The sequence below is a fragment of the Lysinibacillus boronitolerans JCM 21713 = 10a = NBRC 103108 genome (assembly GCF_000772935.1).
In the GTDB taxonomy this organism is placed as follows: Bacteria; Bacillota; Bacilli; order Bacillales_A; family Planococcaceae; genus Lysinibacillus; species Lysinibacillus boronitolerans.
The window spans coordinates 150,148-169,558 of the sequence record NZ_JPVR01000081.1 but is presented as its reverse complement, the minus strand read 5'-3'; the positions used below and the strand labels follow the sequence as shown (position 1 = coordinate 169,558).

At 39.2% G+C, this 19,411-nt stretch carries 28 protein-coding genes and 1 CRISPR repeat array; of the genes, 20 read left to right on the top strand and 8 right to left on the bottom strand.

Annotated features, from left to right (window positions below):
* Position 1: 1 nt before the first annotated feature.
* From cas7c to CD31_RS21390, 6 genes are all read left to right on the top strand, one after another.
* Entirely contained in the window at positions 2–838 is an 837-nt protein-coding gene (cas7c, locus tag CD31_RS21415; RefSeq protein ID WP_036081046.1) for a type I-C CRISPR-associated protein Cas7/Csd2, read from the top strand.
* Positions 828–1,478 carry a CRISPR-associated protein Cas4 gene (gene cas4, locus CD31_RS21410; RefSeq protein WP_036081586.1) on the top strand — a complete coding sequence of 217 codons (651 nt, stop codon included), beginning with the start codon at positions 828–830 and terminating at the stop codon, positions 1,476–1,478. The genes cas7c and cas4 overlap by 11 nt, the downstream gene beginning before the upstream one ends.
* Positions 1,478–2,509 carry a type I-C CRISPR-associated endonuclease Cas1c gene (cas1c, locus tag CD31_RS21405; RefSeq protein WP_036081043.1) on the top strand — a complete coding sequence of 344 codons (1,032 nt, stop codon included), beginning with the start codon at positions 1,478–1,480 and terminating at the stop codon, positions 2,507–2,509. Before cas4 ends, cas1c begins: the two co-directional genes overlap by 1 nt.
* 9 nt (positions 2,510–2,518) lie before the next feature.
* Positions 2,519–2,809, top strand: a complete 291-nt coding sequence (cas2, locus tag CD31_RS21400; protein ID WP_036081040.1) for a CRISPR-associated endonuclease Cas2 — start codon at positions 2,519–2,521, stop codon at positions 2,807–2,809.
* Between the two features lie 169 nt (positions 2,810–2,978).
* A CRISPR array of direct repeats spans positions 2,979–4,897; the repeat unit is 33 nt; unit sequence GTCACTCTCTGTATAGAGAGTGTGGATTGAAAT.
* 292 nt (positions 4,898–5,189) lie between these two features.
* Positions 5,190–6,731: a right-handed parallel beta-helix repeat-containing protein gene (locus tag CD31_RS21395; RefSeq protein WP_036081037.1), complete on the top strand. Its 1,542-nt coding sequence runs from the start codon at positions 5,190–5,192 to the stop codon at positions 6,729–6,731.
* Positions 6,732–7,186: 455 nt separating this feature from the next.
* Positions 7,187–7,378, top strand: a complete 192-nt coding sequence (locus tag CD31_RS21390) for a hypothetical protein (protein ID WP_016993998.1) — start codon at positions 7,187–7,189, stop codon at positions 7,376–7,378.
* 64 nt (positions 7,379–7,442) lie between these two features.
* Here the strand turns inward: CD31_RS21390 and aac(6') are convergent, their stop codons facing one another.
* Positions 7,443–7,877, bottom strand: coding sequence for an aminoglycoside 6'-N-acetyltransferase (gene aac(6'), locus CD31_RS21385; RefSeq protein WP_036081034.1), 435 nt, complete (start codon positions 7,875–7,877; stop codon positions 7,443–7,445).
* Between the two features lie 125 nt (positions 7,878–8,002).
* On the opposite strand from aac(6'), the gene CD31_RS21380 reads away from it, so the two are divergent.
* The 3 genes from CD31_RS21380 to CD31_RS21370 are packed head-to-tail and all read left to right on the top strand — an operon-like array spanning position 8,003 to position 9,875.
* Positions 8,003–8,599 carry a class I SAM-dependent methyltransferase gene (locus CD31_RS21380; protein WP_016993996.1) on the top strand — a complete coding sequence of 199 codons (597 nt, stop codon included), beginning with the start codon at positions 8,003–8,005 and terminating at the stop codon, positions 8,597–8,599.
* Between the two features lie 27 nt (positions 8,600–8,626).
* Positions 8,627–9,202, top strand: a complete 576-nt coding sequence (locus CD31_RS21375) for a DNA-3-methyladenine glycosylase I (RefSeq protein ID WP_036081030.1) — start codon at positions 8,627–8,629, stop codon at positions 9,200–9,202.
* The gene (locus CD31_RS21370; RefSeq protein ID WP_036081028.1) at positions 9,192–9,875 is read left to right on the top strand and encodes a YwqG family protein; all 684 of its coding nucleotides are present in this window, start codon (positions 9,192–9,194) and stop codon (positions 9,873–9,875) included. Before CD31_RS21375 ends, CD31_RS21370 begins: the two co-directional genes overlap by 11 nt.
* Here the strand turns inward: CD31_RS21370 and CD31_RS21365 are convergent.
* Positions 9,872–10,177, bottom strand: a complete 306-nt coding sequence (locus CD31_RS21365) for a hypothetical protein (protein ID WP_036081025.1) — start codon at positions 10,175–10,177, stop codon at positions 9,872–9,874. The genes CD31_RS21370 and CD31_RS21365 overlap by 4 nt on opposite strands.
* 75 nt (positions 10,178–10,252) lie before the next feature.
* Between CD31_RS21365 and CD31_RS21360 the strand changes: the two genes are divergently transcribed.
* Entirely contained in the window at positions 10,253–10,453 is a 201-nt protein-coding gene (locus CD31_RS21360; protein WP_036081021.1) for a hypothetical protein, read from the top strand.
* A 159-nt stretch (positions 10,454–10,612) separates the two neighbouring features.
* Complete coding sequence (locus tag CD31_RS21355) at positions 10,613–10,912, top strand: GPW/gp25 family protein (RefSeq protein ID WP_016993993.1); 300 nt, start codon at positions 10,613–10,615, stop codon at positions 10,910–10,912.
* A gap of 115 nt (positions 10,913–11,027) precedes the next feature.
* Here the strand turns inward: CD31_RS21355 and CD31_RS23910 are convergent, their stop codons facing one another.
* Positions 11,028–11,258, bottom strand: coding sequence for a hypothetical protein (locus CD31_RS23910; RefSeq protein ID WP_016993992.1), 231 nt, complete (start codon positions 11,256–11,258; stop codon positions 11,028–11,030).
* Positions 11,259–11,771: 513 nt separating this feature from the next.
* Between CD31_RS23910 and CD31_RS21345 the strand changes: the two genes are divergently transcribed.
* The 7 genes from CD31_RS21345 (at position 11,772) to CD31_RS21320 (ending at position 15,500) form a co-directional block, all read left to right on the top strand.
* Positions 11,772–12,158: a hypothetical protein gene (locus CD31_RS21345; RefSeq protein WP_016993991.1), complete on the top strand. Its 387-nt coding sequence runs from the start codon at positions 11,772–11,774 to the stop codon at positions 12,156–12,158.
* A 78-nt stretch (positions 12,159–12,236) separates the two neighbouring features.
* Positions 12,237–12,857, top strand: a complete 621-nt coding sequence (locus CD31_RS21340; RefSeq protein ID WP_036081015.1) for an NAD(P)-dependent oxidoreductase — start codon at positions 12,237–12,239, stop codon at positions 12,855–12,857.
* Positions 12,858–12,872: 15 nt separating this feature from the next.
* The gene (locus CD31_RS23640; RefSeq protein WP_167334375.1) at positions 12,873–13,049 is read left to right on the top strand and encodes a hypothetical protein; all 177 of its coding nucleotides are present in this window, start codon (positions 12,873–12,875) and stop codon (positions 13,047–13,049) included.
* A 166-nt stretch (positions 13,050–13,215) separates the two neighbouring features.
* Positions 13,216–13,371 (top strand): hypothetical protein, encoded by a 156-nt coding sequence (locus CD31_RS23635; protein WP_016993988.1) that lies wholly within the window; start codon positions 13,216–13,218, stop codon positions 13,369–13,371.
* A gap of 555 nt (positions 13,372–13,926) precedes the next feature.
* A complete protein-coding gene (locus tag CD31_RS21330; RefSeq protein ID WP_026023463.1) occupies positions 13,927–14,256 on the top strand; it encodes a hypothetical protein in 330 nt (109 codons plus the stop codon).
* Positions 14,240–14,878 carry an O-methyltransferase gene (locus tag CD31_RS21325; protein WP_036081012.1) on the top strand — a complete coding sequence of 213 codons (639 nt, stop codon included), beginning with the start codon at positions 14,240–14,242 and terminating at the stop codon, positions 14,876–14,878. Before CD31_RS21330 ends, CD31_RS21325 begins: the two co-directional genes overlap by 17 nt.
* Before the next feature lie 64 nt (positions 14,879–14,942).
* Positions 14,943–15,500 carry an isochorismatase family protein gene (locus CD31_RS21320; protein ID WP_036081009.1) on the top strand — a complete coding sequence of 186 codons (558 nt, stop codon included), beginning with the start codon at positions 14,943–14,945 and terminating at the stop codon, positions 15,498–15,500.
* 37 nt (positions 15,501–15,537) lie between these two features.
* On the opposite strand, the gene CD31_RS21315 is transcribed toward CD31_RS21320, so the two are convergent.
* A complete protein-coding gene (locus CD31_RS21315) occupies positions 15,538–15,750 on the bottom strand; it encodes a hypothetical protein (RefSeq protein ID WP_016993983.1) in 213 nt (70 codons plus the stop codon).
* A gap of 5 nt (positions 15,751–15,755) precedes the next feature.
* Positions 15,756–16,103, bottom strand: a complete 348-nt coding sequence (locus CD31_RS21310) for a hypothetical protein (RefSeq protein ID WP_052125419.1) — start codon at positions 16,101–16,103, stop codon at positions 15,756–15,758.
* Between the two features lie 297 nt (positions 16,104–16,400).
* Between CD31_RS21310 and CD31_RS21305 the strand changes: the two genes are divergently transcribed.
* Entirely contained in the window at positions 16,401–17,282 is an 882-nt protein-coding gene (locus CD31_RS21305; protein WP_036081006.1) for an AraC family transcriptional regulator, read from the top strand.
* An 11-nt stretch (positions 17,283–17,293) separates the two neighbouring features.
* On the opposite strand, the gene csaA is transcribed toward CD31_RS21305, so the two are convergent.
* The 3 genes from csaA to CD31_RS21290 all read right to left on the bottom strand — a co-directional run bounded on the left by csaA (position 17,294) and on the right by CD31_RS21290 (position 18,305).
* Positions 17,294–17,626, bottom strand: coding sequence for a chaperone CsaA (csaA, locus tag CD31_RS21300; RefSeq protein ID WP_004228641.1), 333 nt, complete (start codon positions 17,624–17,626; stop codon positions 17,294–17,296).
* A gap of 89 nt (positions 17,627–17,715) precedes the next feature.
* Complete coding sequence (locus CD31_RS21295) at positions 17,716–17,892, bottom strand: hypothetical protein (protein WP_004228639.1); 177 nt, start codon at positions 17,890–17,892, stop codon at positions 17,716–17,718.
* Between the two features lie 77 nt (positions 17,893–17,969).
* Positions 17,970–18,305 (bottom strand): DUF7668 domain-containing protein, encoded by a 336-nt coding sequence (locus CD31_RS21290; protein WP_244904998.1) that lies wholly within the window; start codon positions 18,303–18,305, stop codon positions 17,970–17,972.
* A gap of 122 nt (positions 18,306–18,427) precedes the next feature.
* Between CD31_RS21290 and CD31_RS21285 the strand changes: the two genes are divergently transcribed.
* Positions 18,428–18,712, top strand: coding sequence for a DUF5316 family protein (locus tag CD31_RS21285; RefSeq protein WP_036080998.1), 285 nt, complete (start codon positions 18,428–18,430; stop codon positions 18,710–18,712).
* Positions 18,713–19,411: the final 699 nt, after the last annotated feature.

The following is a 19,411-nucleotide window of genomic DNA, read 5'->3' as shown; positions in this document are numbered from 1 at the left end:
CATGACAACATTAGATCATAAAATTGATTTTGCAGTAGTGTTTTCAGTACAAAATGCTAATCCTAACGGAGATCCCCTAAACGGGAATCGACCACGACAAAATTATGATGGCTACGGTGAAGTATCAGATGTCTGTATTAAGCGGAAATTGCGCAATCGGCTCCAAGATATGGGAGAGGCTATATTTGTCCAATCTGACGATCGTAATAACGATGGTTTTAAAAGTTTAAATGATCGTGTAGATGCCATTCCAGAGTTGAAAAAAATTAAGGCAGACAAAAAAGGAAATGCAGAGGTGTATGCTACGATTGCAAGTCAAACATGGTTTGACGTAAGGGCATTTGGACAAGTTTTTGCTTTTAAAGGTGATTCGCTCTCTGTTGGCGTACGTGGACCTGTCTCCATCCATCCAGCAAAAAGTCTTGCACCTATTGATATTACAAGTATACAGATTACAAAAAGTGTTAACTCCGTAACTGGTGATAAAAAAGGCTCTGATACTATGGGGATGAAGCACAGAGTTGATTTTGGAATTTATAAATTCTTTGGTAGCATCAATACACAATTAGCTGAGAAAACTGGTTTTACAAATGAAGACGCCGAAAAACTAAAAGAAGCATTGATTTCTTTATTTGAAAATGATGCATCTTCTGCAAGACCAGAGGGTTCATTGGAAGTACATAAGGTGATTTGGTGGGAGCATAACTCTAAGCTTGGCCAATATTCTTCTGCTAAAGTACATCGCTCATTGCATGTAGAAGGGCACTCATTAAATGATTTAACAATTGCAATAGAACCGTTAGAAGGGTTAGCAGTTTATGAGCTGGATGGAAAATAATGATGTTGACTATTTAATGCTATCGGGTATTCAGCATTTTCAATTTTGTCAAAGACAATGGGCGTTAATTCATATTGAACAACAGTGGGCAGAAAATGTTTTAACTATTGAGGGGCAACATGTCCATGAGAAAGCAGATCAGCCTTTTTTACGTGAGAAGCGTGGAAATAAATTAATTGTGCGAGCGATGCCTATTCGCTCGCATTCTTTAAAAGCAAATGGCATATGTGATGTGGTGGAATTTCACGAACATCAAGATGGAGTCCCTATCCAAGGTGAGGAAGGCTTCTATTTGCCTATCCCTATTGAATATAAACGCGGTAAACCAAAAAAAGGACAGGAAGATATTGTTCAACTTGTAGCACAAGTTATTTGTTTAGAGGAAATGTTAGTTTGTGAGATTCCATATGCCTATTTATTTTATAATGAAATAAAACGTCGTGTAAAAGTCGAAATTACAAATGAGATGAAAGAAGAAGTTATGACGAAGTTTCAAGACATGCACCGCTATTTCGAAAGAAAATATACACCAAAAGTTAAAACGGGTAAACATTGTATGAATTGTTCTCTTCAGAATCTATGTCTACCAGAGCTAATGACATCAACGACAGTGCGTCGTTATATGGAGAGGTATTTATAATGAGAAAATTATTAAATACGTTATTTATTACGACTCCTGATATTTATTTATCCTTAAAAGGAGAAAATGTAATCATCACACATGAAGAACAGCAGCTAGGAAGATTTCCTTTACACAATTTTGAAGCCATCTGTACATTTGGATACGCAGGTGCAAGTCCAAAACTAATGCATGCGTGTGCAGAAAGGAATATTAATTTAACTTTTTTATCAAGGTCTGGAAAATTTTTAGCTCGAATCGTTGGAGAAAGCAAAGGGAATGTTATCCTACGTAAAACGCAATATCGGTTGTCAGAAAGTGAAATGGAAAGTGCTAAAATTGCCCGAAATTTTATTTTTGCTAAAATATCTAACCAAAAATGGATATTAGAGCGTATGGCGCGTGATTATCCACTTCGATTAGATGTTCCTGTTTTTAAACAGGTTTCTATAGATTTAACTGCTACGATGAAGGATGTGTTGCGGACAGAAGATTTAGAGAGATTACGTGGACTGGAAGGACAAGCCGCGACAGCTTACTTTAAGCTTTTTGATCAAATGATATTACAACAAAAAGAAACATTTGTCTTTAAAAATCGTAACCGACGTCCTCCAACAGACCATGTTAATGCATTATTATCACTAGCCTATACATTACTTACTTCAGATGTAGCTGCAGCTTTAGAAACGGTAGGCTTAGATGCATATGTAGGGTATTTACATCGTGATCGTCCAGGTCGTGCTTCACTTGCCCTTGATGTGATAGAGGAATTACGGGGTGTTATGGCAGATCGCTTTGTACTAAAACTTATCAATAAGAAAATTATACAGCCGATTGATTTTGTGCAAAAAGAAAATGGTGCTGTCTTGTTAACCGATGAAGGTCGCAAAAAATTCATTAAAGCTTGGCAAGAACGAAAGCAAGAAAGTTTAACACATCCCTACCTAAATGAAAAAATAAATTGGGGTCTTGTACCACATGCTCAAGCAATCTTACTTGCTCGATATCTACGAGGTGATTTAGAAGAATATCCACCTTTTTTATGGAAGTGAGGTTTTGATATGCTAGTATTAGTCACGTACGATGTCGTCACGAAAACGGCTGCTGGTCAAAAGCGACTACGAAAAGTAGCAAAAATCTGTGAAAATTATGGGCTACGTGTCCAAAATTCCGTTTTTGAATGTGTTGTCGATGCTACGCAATTTAAACAACTTCAACTTGCTCTTCAAGATAGTATTGATGAAAAAGAGGATAGCTTGAGGTTTTATCAGCTAGGCAACAACTATAAATCCAAAGTCATCCACGTCGGTGCTAAAGAAACATTCAATGTAGAAGATACGATAATTTTATAAACAACATTCGGTGCGGATGCAAAGCACACATAAAATCCCTAAAAGATTCGCACCGATTATTGCCAAGATTTCATTGGGGAAATATAGTTAATTGGGTAAAAAGTAAAGATAAAAATAAATTAATTGGTAAAATTATATTGAAAATGATCTCTATTAGTATAATTTTGCAGTCACTCTCTGTATAGAGAGTGTGGATTGAAATATACGGACGCTGCATACAACAACGTTAAATCAAGTCACTCTCTGTATAGAGAGTGTGGATTGAAATTGACGCAGAATTAGCGGATTGGATATAGACGTCCGTCACTCTCTGTATAGAGAGTGTGGATTGAAATTACGAATCTGAATTAGATGGTATTCAAGTCGACTGTCACTCTCTGTATAGAGAGTGTGGATTGAAATCATGTCGGGTATACACGTACAGCACCAACACCCGCGTCACTCTCTGTATAGAGAGTGTGGATTGAAATGACTTTATCCGGAGTATCTACGCCCATAATACCGTCACTCTCTGTATAGAGAGTGTGGATTGAAATTTTTACAACCGTCTTTGTTGTATCTCAATACCCGTCACTCTCTGTATAGAGAGTGTGGATTGAAATCGATATGATGATGATATATTTACGCTTACGATAGTCACTCTCTGTATAGAGAGTGTGGATTGAAATCGCAAGCTGCAGAATGTAAACGTAAATCTGACGAGAGTCACTCTCTGTATAGAGAGTGTGGATTGAAATCGGAATCTCACCGTTGTATACTAATTCGGCTTGCCGCGCGTCACTCTCTGTATAGAGAGTGTGGATTGAAATGCAAATCCTACGTCGCCTACTACTATTCTGCCTAGTCACTCTCTGTATAGAGAGTGTGGATTGAAATTTTTGTGAATGGAGAAGCTGAAACTGAAAATACGTCACTCTCTGTATAGAGAGTGTGGATTGAAATTAAAACTGTTGAATCTGTAGCAGATTGAGCCATACGGTCACTCTCTGTATAGAGAGTGTGGATTGAAATTATTCTCGATTATCTTTAATGTAGTTGAATACAGTCACTCTCTGTATAGAGAGTGTGGATTGAAATAGTAGTTGAATCTTTTTCATCAGCTGCATAGGTGTCACTCTCTGTATAGAGAGTGTGGATTGAAATAGAAAGGTCACATATGTATTTGACAAATCGAATCGTCACTCTCTGTATAGAGAGTGTGGATTGAAATTTTTTGGTTTGTATCTTTTAGACTCATGGGGTACGGTCACTCTCTGTATAGAGAGTGTGGATTGAAATTGGGGCAATGAATTTAATGAGTTTGTAAAAGCTGGTCACTCTCTGTATAGAGAGTGTGGATTGAAATAAACTGTATTAGACTACGAAATGTTGTTTGGGATGCTGAGTCACTCTCTGTATAGAGAGTGTGGATTGAAATAAACTCTATATTTCGTTGACAGTTACAGACAAGGTCACTCTCTGTATAGAGAGTGTGGATTGAAATAGCGTAATGTTGAAATTAATCACATAGCGATTGTGTCACTCTCTGTATAGAGAGTGTGGATTGAAATTCCCTCACCATCTTCACCATCTTCGCCGGGAACAGGTCACTCTCTGTATAGAGAGTGTGGATTGAAATCTAAAACAAAATATCGTGTTTTTGTACAGCGAAGTCACTCTCTGTATAGAGAGTGTGGATTGAAATATAGCTTCTTGAGCTTTAGCATGACGTGTTGTATGTCACTCTCTGTATAGAGAGTGTGGATTGAAATGTGAACGTGATCGTTTCAAAATAATGAAGCGAGTGTCACTCTCTGTATAGAGAGTGTGGATTGAAATGATCATGTCCATGATATTTTTTCGCTCATAATGCGTCACTCTCTGTATAGAGAGTGTGGATTGAAATACAAGTATCACTATTTTTACAAACTATGTCGGCTGTGGTCACTCTCTGTATAGAGAGTGTGGATTGAAATCGAAACGCAAAAAGAGGAAGGTATCCCCTTCCCGTCACTCTCTGTATAGAGAGTGTGGATTGAAATATTGCCCTGGGATTTTGTTGCTATGGTCAAACTCGTCACTCTCTGTATAGAGAGTGTGGATTGAAATATATCGATTATTGCATTTTAAACATCTGAAACGCGTCACTCTCTGCATAGAGATTATGCTTAAAAAAGGCAGTTCATTAAAATCTAAAACCCCGATACCAACCAAAAAAACGAACAGCGTACCCTTAACCGCTGTTCATTTTTATTGCCTAAAACCATGCCACTTTCATGAAACCGTCAAACATTCCAAATAAACGTCTGCATATTCCAGCAATTTTACACAAAATTGAATAAGCACAAGCATGTTCGGTATATAAATAGGGTACGAACATTTTTTGGTTAGGAGTGTGTAAATGGCTGTACTTGTGGTGAAGAGGAGTATTATGCATCGTTATCAAAGTATTGGGCAGGCGATTGAAGAGGCGGCGCCTGGGGATATGATTGAAATTCGGGATGGGATTTATGAGGAAAGCTTGGATATTGCCAAGAGGCTGACGTTGTATGGGGTTGGCAATGTGACCATCAAGGGTGGCGTTTTTATTCGTTATCAAACACATGTGGCGATGCGTAATTTACGGTTTCGGCAAGGTCAGGGGCTGTATGTGAAAGGTGATTTACAGCTAGAGAATTGTGTCATTGAGGAGCAATTGATTCGAACGCAGATGATGGTGAGCTATGGTAGTTTGCTGATGAAAAATTGTGCAGTGCTTGCGACACCGTTGAATCATTTTGGTTTGCGAGTGGCGAATGGGTCCAGTGTTATTCTAGTCGATACAACATTTGAGCATCATGTGAAGGCGCAGATTATTGCTCAAAACTGTGAGCTGAGCTTGACGAATTGTATGCTGCTGGAAGGGAAGAAGCATGGTGTTTTTGCGATTCGTCATGTCAAGCTGACAATGGAGGACTGTGAAATTCATGGGCATGACAAGGCACAAGTAATAGCTGCGTCAAGTGAGATTGCGATGACCAATTGTTTAGTTCATCAAGGGCAAGGGGTAGGTATTCAATTGTTTGACAGCACGACTTTCAGAATGGATGGCTGTGAAATAAAAGAGCATCTCGATACAAATATGGTGGTTCATCGCAGTGAGCTAATGGTAGCTGATTCTATTTTTTCAGATGGTCAAAGTCATGGGTTGTATCTTGGCGAAAAAACGATAGCCAAGTTCTATGATTGCCAAGTTTCTCGGCATGTCAAGGCACAGGTGTTGATAGAAAATAGCAAGGTGGAGCTTCATACATGTCATGTTCGAAATGGTATGGCCGTAGGGCTTACTATTGTAGATGAAGCAGATGTTTCGGTGAACCAATGTAAAATTCAAAACCACCAGCAATTTCATATTATTGTCGATGCTAGTGGCTTAAAGCTACATCAATCAATTATTCAATTTGGGCAATCAGGTGGTGTTTATGGTAACGACCATGCCAAAATCATGATGCATCAGACAACGATTCGAGAGCTGCAAAGCCATCATGTCTATATCAACAATGCCCGATTATTTACACAGTATTGCACGTTTGAACAAATGGAAGGAAACGGAATTACTTGCATTGATGCGATTTTTGAAGTAGCTAATAGCTATTTTAAAGATGGGCAAGAAAGCTCTTATGCCATGATCTGGTCAGATCAATCAATGGGCCGTATTGAAAATTGTAGGGTGGATGAGGCAGCTAGACCGTTTGTAGCACTGTCCAATAAATCCTTATTGGAAATGCGCCATACGGATATAGCTGCAGTAAAGGCTCCAGCGGTGATACAGGAAAACAGCCAATTATTTGTGCAAGGGCATGTGCAGTCAGCGACATGGCAGAAGGATACAGCATCAAAGGTTTCTCAAATAGAGGACATGCAAATAGAAATAGTGAAACATGATATTAAAAAAATAATATAAAAGCCGATTATACAAATAAGACAAGTAGTTTCAATTTTGAAATTACTTTTTTTATGGATTCGTATATTGAGGTTTTATGCATGTGGAAAATGGGAAAAAGGAAATGTTTGGGCTATAAATTCATTTTAATTTGTATAAAAAAACTCTATAATTCGACAAAATGCAAGAATATTTTTATAATGGTATAGATGTCTTGTTGCAATTACTGAAATATTTTGAAATATTCCACAGGAAAACTTATACAATCTTTGTATAAGTTATAACAATCATAATAAAGTTTTTTCTTAATGTAAAAAAAATATTAAATAAATGTGGATAATAGATTGATTATTTTCCATGTTTTAACCTATAATTAGTAAAAATGGTTCATTAAACACGATAAATATTCGATAATTATGAAATGGGAATAATGATTTTACAATAATAAATAGAGAGAGTATTGGGGTGATATGAGTATGTTTGGGCTGACAAAAGAAGAAATTATGTTAATGCTAGAGGAGATTGAATTAGCAGAGAAGCAAAAGAATTTGATTGCTGATATCATTCATCTAAACAATATGCGAATCGAACAACAACTCGCATTAATGATCCATTTAATCATAGATGAGCGCGAACGAAATATTTCCAACAATACATATCTAAACTAAAAAAATGTTGAAAAATCACAGGTGCTATTGTTTGCAACGCCTGTGATTTTTTTGTTAGCCATTTTTATAATTTTTTTGTGAAGCAAATGATGCGATTGGCTTCTGTAAAACCGAGCTGAAGATGAACCCTTAGACTTTCTTCATTGTCCCATTCACAGTCACTAGCAAACTCTAGACAGCCCCTAAGCTTTGCCCATTGTTCACATTGCTCCACAAGTTGTCTTGCACAGCCCTGCTGGCGATATTCCTCCATCACGAAAAGGCCTTCTAAATAGCCGACTGGACTCGAGTCGGTGCCTTCTACATAATCCGTTCGCAACTGACATTGGGCAAATCCAACTGCTCTGTCATCGTCATAGGCAAGGAAAATAGCTGCGTTTTCTTCCTTTAGCAGCTGTGTCATCTCTTCTGTAAATTCCTCTAGTGTATGATTGGGCCAGAGCAGTAAGGCTAATGAGGCTGCAGCATGAGCATCCTTCTGTGTTGCTTGTTGAATCATAAAATCTTCCTCCTTTGTAAAAAATGAAACAAATCGTTTTGAAGCACGTACAAACTAGTAAGCGTTTTAAGTTTAAAGATCTATTTTCTATTTTAACATTCGTACTTGAAGGGGGGAATCCAATCATGTCACTCTTACAAACATTAATTGAACAAGCGAAAAAGCCAAATGGATGGATTGGCTCAACGATGCTACGGATCATGAATTTCGCCCATCGTGGTATGAATGCATGGTTCATCAGGCAAGGAGCTATCAATGATGGTGATCGTGTGTTAGACATCGGTTGTGGTGGTGGGAAAACGCTCCAAATTTTATCCAAATTGAATCCAAATGGTATAATCTATGGGATAGATTTTTCCGCACAGGCAGTGAAGGAATCGATCAAATTGAATGAAGCAAGTGTTACCAGTGGTAGTGTCATTGTGAAAGAGGCAAGCGTTTCAAATATTCCATACGATGATCAGTTTTTTGATGCAATTACAGCCTTTCAAACGCATTATTTTTGGCCATCCTTGGAGCAAGATGTAGCGGAGGTTTGGCGAGTTCTGAAAAACGGGGGGAAATTTATTATCATAGCAGAGCTCTACAAAATGAACTATCATATGAAAGCCTATCAAACACCTGAGGCGACGAAGCAATTATTGGAACAAATTGGATTTCAAACCGTGTATGTCACGGAAAAGTCAAGTAAAGGTTGGCTTTGCATTACAGCTATTAAGTAAGGGATACATAAAATGGAGGGTTTAGAAATGAAAAGATGTGATTGGGTTAAGCTAGATGAGCCTTTGTATGTGGAATACCATGACAAGGAGTGGGGTGTACCGGTCTATGATGATCAGCATTTATTCGAGATGCTTTGCTTGGAGGGGGCACAGGCTGGCTTGAGCTGGTGGACGATTCTCCAAAAGCGTGAAGGCTATCGTGAGGCATTTGATCAATTCGATGTGGAAAAAATTATCCATTATACAGCGGACAAGCTAGAGGAATTAAAGCAAGACACACGGATTGTACGCAATAAATTAAAAATAGCTAGCGTGGTGACAAATGCTAAAGCATATCTCCAAATACAGGAAAAGCATGGCTCATTCTCACATTATCTTTGGAGCTTTGTAGATCATAAACCACTTATTAATGAGTGGGCTTCCATTAAAGAGGTGCCTGTGACGACGGAAATTAGTGATCGTATGAGCAAGCAATTGAAGAAGGATGGCTTTAAATTTATTGGTAGTACCATTTGCTATTCCTTTATGCAGGCAGTGGGGATGGTAAACGATCATACAACGGATTGCTGCTGTCGCCAGAAGGAGCTAGCAGATGGCAATTGAACAAATACGGGCTCAACTAACTAAGCAGGCCACAATTTTTCAAACAGGTGGTATTCGACCCACACATGATTTATTGGAAAGCTGGATTGGCTATGTCGGCTGGTCCTTACCAGAGGAGCAGCCACCGTCTGGCTATCAGCCGCTCGCTACGTTCTTTCTTCAAGGCCTATCCTATGTACCGATGGCATTACAGCCTTTTCAATTAATCACAGTCTTTGTCGATGAACGTCTATTGGATCACCTCATGGAGGATGATCTTAGTTCTTATTTTGAGATTAGAACGTACACCACTTTGGAAGGCTTAGTAAAGCGTGAATGGCAGCATGAGCAAATGCGCGCGTTTCCACTCATACCCCAGCATATCTCGAATGACTATCCAACATGGGATGGGGGCGGTATTCCAGCTCAATTGGAGGAAGAGATTTTGATGCTGGAGCATGAAGAGCAAATCGAATATTTTGAGGATATCGTTGAAGACCTTTTTCCGCTCCATAAAATCGGTGGCTATCCAAGCTTTTGTCAAAGTGGCGTTGATTTTGGGGACGATGCACCATTTGTCTTCCAAATTGCCTCGGATGCAAAAGCGCGTTTGAACATTGTAGATCATGGCAATTTTTATTTTTTCTACAATCTAACAACACAGACGTGGCACGTTTATTGTGATTTCTACTAAAGGTAGGAGGGCTTGTCTCTATCATCAATTGTTTGAATAATTAAGCGGTAAATCAAATATAAGCCGAGATATGCCCCTGTAATCAGAAATATAGGGTTTAAGAAAACGGCATGAATCGTTGTCATAAAGACCGCATCCTCAAGAATAATGTTCGTTATAGATGTAGCGGCAATCGTGCTAAACAGGATCGCAGCAATGACGCCTAGTATGTTGAAAAGAAGGCGAAAGCTAGCCCATTTGTGCTGAAGATACACCATAAGGCTGGGGATGCCGATCGTGGCAGCCAGCATGAAAACTGTCATAACATCACATCCTTTCTTTCAGATTGCCCTTGTCCGTACATGAATAAACATAGAAAACGATAGGAGGGAAACCTATTGCGATGGCAAGAAGGAGCGTTAAAAAGAACAAGGAAGGTGAAAAAAGTGGAGCATAAAACGGTAGTCAAAAATGGCATTGGTTTTGGATCGGTTTTAGCGATTACGATTTCATGGAGTGTGCATCACTCCATCATTTGGGCAATCATCCATGGCTGTTTTAGCTGGCTGTATGTTATTTACTACGCCATCATGCGCTAAGCTTGTAGGTCAGTCTATCAACTAAGATGTTGTTTGAATAAAAATAACATTGGGTACATAAAAACAAAGCGTTCATAATTTTTAATGAGCAAGCATAAATAACAAAGTGCTCTTTTTTCAAAGTACGAATTGTATGAACGTAGAAGAAAGGTTGATAGAATGACACATCAAGTAACGGCTTTAAGTAATGTAAATGGTAATGCTACAGGAGTGGAAAGTATATTACAAAATGTAGCATTTATTTTATCGACGTTTACGATTCCTTGTCCGCTTCGAGAATATGTGACAAGGTCTGATATTCGTAAACCCTTCCAACGTATGAAGAAAATAAACACAAAACGCCTCATTGAATGTATCCAACGTTTTGAGCCACGAGCTGTCGTAGTGGATGTTGATTATCTTGGCGATGTGAATATAGGGAAATTAGAGCCCATTGTCAAAGTCATTGTCAATGAATAATGGAAAAAATATAAATTCTGCCAGGGATATTCACAAACCTGGCAGAAGATCAAATGTGCTTATAATGGTAGGTTTTATGGTATATGAATTGGTGTCAAATAGGATAGTGGAACATTTACGCCCTTCTAATGGCAATAATTTGCTGGCAATCAATGATAAGTGGTGTTGCTGCTGCATCTACCTCTAAGAATGTAGCACAGCAAGTTTTAGGATCTAAGCTGATGAAGAAAATTCCTGCAAAGCTACCGCCACCTGCTAAAATAACATCTACCAAAGTGCCAGGAGATAAGCATCTTAATAGATGACAAATACAGCCTTTACACTTGTGATCCTTGGAATAATCCATCTCGTAGTGGCACTCTTCCTCCTCTTTTTTGCAAGAGCAAGAATCCTCCTTTTCCCATTTACAATGGTCATCCTTATGCTTGCATTTACATTGCTCATGTTTATGTTCCCATTGACAATGTTCATGCTCATGCTCATGCTTGTGTTTGCATTTGCAACCCTCTTGTTTGTGCTCACATTTTTTTTCTAAATGACAATAGCATTTTACATATTGTTCACAGCACTTTTCTTTTTTATGATTCCAATTCATATATTGACTAAATCTACTATCTTGCATCTTTTAATCTCCCTTTTTGTTAGTTTTTTAGTAATGGTAGCGCTAACCTTTACATTTCTAATCTATGAAGCCACAAACAAAACTTCTTGGTAATTTGCCCTCTGTACAAGAAGAAAATTATTTTTTTAAAATTAAATAGAGAAATAGCCATACATAGCTGTGAGAATAATAACAGTTTCAGGGCAATAGATTGCTAGACTTCCGCCTGTAAATTTCATGGAGAAATGGAGCGAGTGTATGAAAAGCGTCCTGCAATTCTTCTTTTTATTCATGTGCTTACTGGTTGTGATTTCATTGTGGATGGTACAAAGGGAGCCTTCAGCTATAGCCCCGAGCACCGAAAGAGCGACGCCCTATGCAGAGGAGCTTGGCGAAAAATTACAAGCTACGAATTTTACAAAACAAGTGTTACAGGCCATACGGGCGGCAGGCTACTCGCCTGATAGTACAGTCGGTTATCTAATAGACTCTCCAGCGCACCAGGTCATCACTATTCAATTACACGATGGGGAAGAAATTGATGTAAGTACAGAAAGTGAAATTCAATCGATTATCGATGAGCTAGCCGAAAAGAATAATTTGCATTTATTTATGGTCAATGTTCAGCTACTAGAGCATGAATAGTGAAGGAGAGGCACCGTGATCGGTGTCTTTTTTTCATATAAAGGGAATTGTAATATAATGATAAAAGAGGTGAGAGAAATGAAAATATTAATATTAGGCGCAAGTGGACGTGTCGGCAGCCATTTGGTAGAACGAGCAATAAAGGATCAGCATGAGGTCACGCTATTGGTCCGTAATCCTGATAAATTACCGCAACAGCATCAACAGCTGTGTGTAATGAAAGGCGATGTGTTAAACAAGCAAGATGTCGAGCAAGCAATGCATCATGTGGATGTGGTGGTGAGTGCATTAAATACAGATGGAGGCACTACATTATCGGCTAGCTTACCATTGATTCTTGAAGCGATGACAAAGCATCAGGTGACAAGAATCATTACGATTGGAACAGCAGGGATCTTACAAAGTCGTGTAACACCGACTCTTCTTCGCTACCAATCGACTGAATCGAAACGAAAATCGACCTTTGCTGCACAGGAGCACCAACGTGTATTCGAACAATTACAGCAATCTGCTATGGATTGGACGATTGTTTGTCCTACCTATTTACCAGACGGGGCTTGGACAGGAAACTACCGCGTTGAACGCAACTTCTTGCCAGAGGGAGGCAGCCAAATTTCCGTAGCGGATACAGCAGATTTTGCCTACCAACAAATCTTCAGTGAGGAATTTTTGAGAACACGCGTCGGACTTGCCTACTAGAAAAGGGGAGATACGGTGAAATATATTCATGCCATCATCGGGATGGTGATCATTGTCGTAGGATATGCCTTTCTCAGTACAACCATAGAGGAGGCGCCTGTTAGAAATGTGATGCTGAAAGTCTATGGAGGTATCATTGTTTTCATCGGATCATTCTACCTCAAAAAAATTGCGAAATTTGGTAAGCAATAATCACTTTTACACAAGGATAGTCTAAATGGACTTATCGTTTTAACCTTTTTTTACCCTAAATCGTCCAAATGATAGCTATTTTAGTGAAAAAATATACTGTTATTTTCCTTTTTATAGAAGGTTTGCTATACTTTATGTCGAATATATCTATTGAAGAGGTGATTGTATGGACAAGGAGATATCAAATAACTATCAATATCCTAAACACCTAACAAGCCTTGATGGAATCGAAACGACAGAATTATATGTCATCAAGATAACAAAGGAACAAGTGGATAGGTTGATTGAGGATATCGATCAAACATTAAAGACGTCGACATGACGTCTTTTTTCATGCCAAAAAAGGCCATCTTCCAAGGGAAAGTGGCCTCAAAACAGGAGAGCTGTGGAAAGGCTAGCTAACAACACTACTATTTATATGTAAAAGTAGTGTTGTTAGCTAGCCATTTGCCTGAAAGATAGATGAAATTTACTCGATCTTCTAGCATGACATTTACCGCAGGTCACCATCCATATATGTACTACCTCAGTTCTTCTGACATGAAAAGGAGTAATTCAAAGCCAAATAATCGCGTATGATAGTGGGCTGTCCGCCATTTTCGAGACATAGCTTACTGGCAATTTTAATTTCCTTCTGATTATAGTGAGATTGTGCCCCAATCAAAAATATGCCTGACAGTATCAATAATGTCCCGATGCCCAACACATATTTTATAACCCTTTTCACTTGTCTTACCTCCATTTCGATACATCTACCCTATTGTCTAACATATGTTGGAGCATGAAAGCATTATGTTTAATTGACAACTTGTATACGTTTGTATACAATGTATTTAAATTAATGTATACAAACGTATACAAAAGGAGTGTTTTTGAAATGAGAGGATCTGGATTTAGAGAGCATATGAGAGAGGGACACCACCGTGGAGGACGCCACAGAGGCATGGAAGGCGCACCACAGCGAGGAGCGAAAACGTTCCGCCGCGGCAAAGCGATTTCATTTTTAGAGATGCTGCATGTGAAGCGAGCTACCATTAAACAGCAATTAGAACAGCCAGAGTTTCAATCCATTCAGCAAATTTTAGTAGGTGAATTAAAAGCCATCGATATGGTTATTCAAGAATTTAGTCAGTTGTTTGATATTCAAGAAGATGAAACCAACGACAGTCTACAAGAGGAAGATAACGCACATGAAACAAATAAATAACTATATGGATGAGGTATTTTATCAGTATGATGCCACATTAGAGGATGTCCTGTCCTCTATTGCCGAAAATGGTATGCCTGCTATTTCTGTGTCTCGATCATCAGGAAAGCTGTTGACGATGCTTGCGTCGATGACTGGGGCTAAGGCTATTTTAGAAATTGGCGCTCTTGGCGGCTATAGTGGTATTTGTCTGGCGAGAGGAATGGAAAAGAAGGGCACATTGACGTCCCTGGAGTTAGAGGAAAAATATGCACAACTGGCTGCCAACAATCTTGCGAAGGCAGGCTTTGCCGAGCAAGTTACGTATATGACAGGTCCTGCATTGGAAAGCCTTGAAAAGCTTGTAGCAGAAGGACAGCGTTTTGATTTCTTCTTCATTGATGCAGATAAGGATAACTATGAAAATTATTTAGCCTATTGTATTCAGCTAGCAAGCCCTGGTGCATTCATTGTGACAGATAATGTCCTAGCGGGAGGCAGTGTAGCAGACCCCAAGGCAGCACCCAAGCGTTATACAGCCATCATGAAAAAATTCAATGTTACAGTGGCTAATCATCCCCAACTGGAATCGGTTCTTTTACCAATTGGGGATGGCATGACGGTTTCAAAAGTTAAAAAATAATGCATATCAGACAATAACGATTAATGGTAAAATATTGTTAGCAAACGATAAGGGAGAGATGCTTTTGAAGCAAGCACTAGTGATCATTGATGCACAGCAAGAATTAATCGAGGGGAATCAGGATGAACAAGCCGTCTATCGCAAGGATGAATTGCTTAAAACAATCAATGCCGTTATTCAAAAAGCTACTGAGGCAGAGGCACATATTATCTTTGTGCGTGATCGGGATGTAGCTGGTGGAGAAGGGAAAGGCTTTCAGGTACATCAAGCGATCCAAGGACCTACTACCGCTGTTTATTTTGATAAACTGGCTACGAACGCTTTTTATAAGACAGGCTTACTCGATTATTTACAGGCCAATGAGGTAGAGCATTTGGTGATGATGGGCTGCAAAACCGAGCATTGCGTGGATACAGCAGTTAGAGCAGCAACTATTCAGGGCTTTGATGTCACATTGGTGGGAGATGGCCATTCAACAAATGGTTCCCAATACTTATCACCAGAAGATACAGTTGCACACCATAACGACATCCTGCATGGCCATTATAATGTGGATCATTTCTCACTTGTGCGAAACGCCGATGAAGCATTATTTGAACCAACACATCATAGTTATCGCTAATTATAAAATGACCAAGAATCTAGGTTCTTGGTCATTTTTACATATAGAAATGATTGAGCATCCAACCTATAACCGTACTTACGATACCAACTCCTATCAAGACTAGCCCATGGGTTGGTGCTTGATAATCCTTTTTAAGTACGATGCCCATGCAGATCGCCATCAGCCCACAAAATGCTTGGAATAGGAGAAGGGCAGCTACCACATTGACCCAACCGATGATTAAAAGTAATCGCTTACTATTGACCATTTATTTTATTGTCCTCCTTCATCTTTTCTTTGAAAATAAAGTATCATACCTAACACGCCTAGTAGTAGGGTTGAAAAAATAATAGACATTATCGCTTGATAGACAATGGCAGTTATAGCCAAAAACAGTAAAATAATCAGTATGATGAGTCGCAGTAGGAATTTTGTTTTTTTACTAATAGCGAAAAAGTCCTGTAGAATAATGAGTAAAAAGCTCACCCCAAATAGGAGAGCATATTCAAGAATGATGAGAGGATGCACATTCTGTACACCCTCACCTTGTAAGTATTTTAAAATAATTATAGGAAGGAGTATGTATTTTAAATACTTGTACCACTGGAAAAGACGATCCATGTTGCTGCCTCCAGCTCAATAGACTATTTTTACAAATATTGTAACGGAAATTATGATGCGACACAATGATCTTTTATTTTCATAGGGCCACTGTGCGAGCAGTGACCCTAAGTATCAAGTCAGGAGGTGTAAGGCTAAAATTAGCTTTACACTATTATATGTATGTGAAAGTAGCTTCAAAAACTAGTTATCTGCCTGTTCGATAGATTATTTTTTGGAAGGCGACTAAATGGGGCACCAATTGTCGGATGGAGGGCTACTATTCCTGCTAAAGTAAAGATAAGGAAGGTGATAGAAGTGGATTCTTTAACAAGGTTGAATGAGGCGATTGCATATATCGAGGCCAATCTAACGGAGGAAATTGATGTGCAAGAGGCTGCGAGATTAGCTTATTGCTCGGAATATCATTTTAAACGTATGTTTTCCTTTCTAGCAGGCATCCCGCTGTCCGAGTATATTCGTCGCAGGCGTCTGACGCTTGCTGCACTGGAACTATCAGATTCATCTATGAGAATTCTCGATATCGCGATTCGTTATGGCTATCGCTCTGCAGATGCATTTACAAGAGCCTTTCAGCAAATGCATGGCATCACACCATCAGAGGCGAGGCAAAATGGTCAGCACCTAAAAGCTTTTCCACGAATGACCTTCCAACTTACCATACAAGGAGGTTGTGAAATGAATTACCGACTCGAACAAAAAGAAGCGTTTCACATCGTTGGTCTTATGAAAAGAGTACCCATCGTTTTTCAAGGAGAAAATCAAGCGATAACTGAAATGGCACGTTCATTAACAATGGAGGATATTGGGCACCTAAAAAAGCTATCGAATGTAGAACCAACAGGAATCATCCAAGCCTCCACTCACTTTTCCGAGGGCAGAATGGAGGAAAAGGGCGAGCTTGATCATTATATCGGCGTAGCCACAACCGAAACGTCTCCCCATTTTTCACAGCTGGATGTACCCGCTTGTACATGGGCTGTCTTTGAAGCTGTTGGACCATTCCCCCAAACACTGCAGGAAACATGGGCGCGCATTTATGCGGAGTGGTTCCCATCATCTGGCTATGAACAGGTTGCTGGTCCAGAAATTGTGCGCCATTCAAGCACGGATTTTTCCTCACCAACCTTTACAAGTGAAATCTGGATACCGCTTCAGAAAAAGAAGCCTCTTGCGTAATGCGAGAGGCTTTACTGTATTTTCGTTCCATTGGGTAGCTGCTGATCGGGCGTTAACAGAATTACATCGCCCTCCACAGGTACACCCCCAATGACTAGTACCTCTGACTTAAAACCCGCAACGCGACGTGGTGGGAAATTAACAATCGCCACTACTTGCTTCCCAATAATGACTTCGGGTGTATAACGCTTCGTAATTTGTGCGGAAGACTGTTTAATGCCCAGCTCTTCACCAAAATCAATTTTCATTTTAATCGCAGGAACCCGAGCCTTTGGTAGTTCCTCCGCCTCTAGTACCGTGCCGATTCGTATATCAAGTGCTATAAAATCTTCTATTGTCGCCATCACTGTACTCCTTAAGCTTTTATGACAATGTTAGCATTTAATAGAAAAAAATACAAAAAAAGAAGAGCACATTGCGTGCCCTTCTCTTGTTAACGACGATGCTCTACCAGGTCAATCGCGCCTAACACAATGTGCGCTAAGCCAAAGCCAAAAATCGTATTGGCCACCATTTTGTTAGAACCATGTTTTTGCTTCATTGCATAGCCTGCCGCCGTAACAGCTGACCCGAGTATAGTGGGGATTAAACCTTCACGAATTCCATTCATAAATTGATCCCTCCGTCGTATGATTCGGCGTGAGTTTCACACCATACTTACTATGAACGTTTGGCGAGGATACTATACTAGGCATCAACCGTATCAATCATAAAAGCGGTGATCTCTGTTTGATCTGCATTTGTATAGGCCTTACAAAAAAGAACCACAGCACTTTCTTCATCATCAAACCATAAATAGCGAATTTCTGTTATAAAGCAATTTTGGTCATCCATTTCATACACATCAATATCTACGGAAGCTTCATCCAGTGGCCATGTTAAGGTACCTTGCAAGGCGAAAACCTCCTGCAGAAAAATAGCAGTGTCCTCTGTTAATATCTTCTCTTGTTGAAGTTTCTCATATCTATTATGTACCAAATCATCTAAGGTCATTTTCGTTAATGCTCTTATCTTGTCTTTCATTTGCATAGCCTCCCTCCACCTAGTTATTTTACTGGAAAAGGAAAAATTTTGTATAGGTAAATAGGGGTTTATTGAAACGAAAAAGAGCCGTTAGCCGTATAATAAACTAAGGGGGGCTGAAAATGAAGTATATAGGCATTGGCACCATATTGTCCATTCTAGGTGTTATAGGCTCCATTCTCATATGGGGTAAAGAGGAAGCCCATTTGATTTCAGGGCTACTCGGTGGAATTTTCCTCATTTCTGCCATGTTAATGTCAGGAGCCATGGCAAGCGGCGATAGAATGCGCGCCAATTTCGCAACAGAAACAAATGAAGACAGAAACGAACGCAATCTCCTCATGAATAACGCGTTACTATTAGCAATACCAAATATTATTGTAGCAATCTTTGCGTATTATCTATGAAGCTAATAGCAGCCATCAATCAGAATAAGCGATGTATCCGTCAGGTATAGCATTCTATCCATCGATTTGAAAGAGCAATCCAATCTAAGCGTTTCTATCCATCAAAATGAGCGATGTATCCGCCAGATTAGACATTGTATCCGTCAAAATAAGCATTCTATCCATCGATTTGAAAGAGCAATCCGATCTAAGCGTTTCTAACCATCAAAATGAGCGATGTATCCGTCAGATTAGATATTTTATCCGTCAAAATAAGCATTCTATCCATCGATTTGAAAGAGCAATCCAATTTAAGCATTTCTATCCATCAAAAGAAGCGATGTATCCGTCAGATTAGACATTGTATCCGTCAAAATAAGCATTCTATCCATCGATTTGAAAGAGCAATCCGATCTAAGCGGTTCTATCCATCAAAAGAAGCGATGTATCCGTCAGATTAGATATTGTATCCGTCAAAATTAGCATTCTATCCATCGATTTGAAAGAGCAATCCAAGCTAAGCGTTTCTATCCATCAAAATAAGCAATGTATCCGTCAGATTAGATATTGTATCCGTCAAAATTAGCATTCTATCCATCGATTTGAAAGAGCAATCCAATCTAAGCGTTTCTATCCATCATCCACCACATTTTACAGGCTATCCACCAAGCGTTACATATAAAAATCATAAAATGTGTCACATCTACCCTAGGTGTGGCT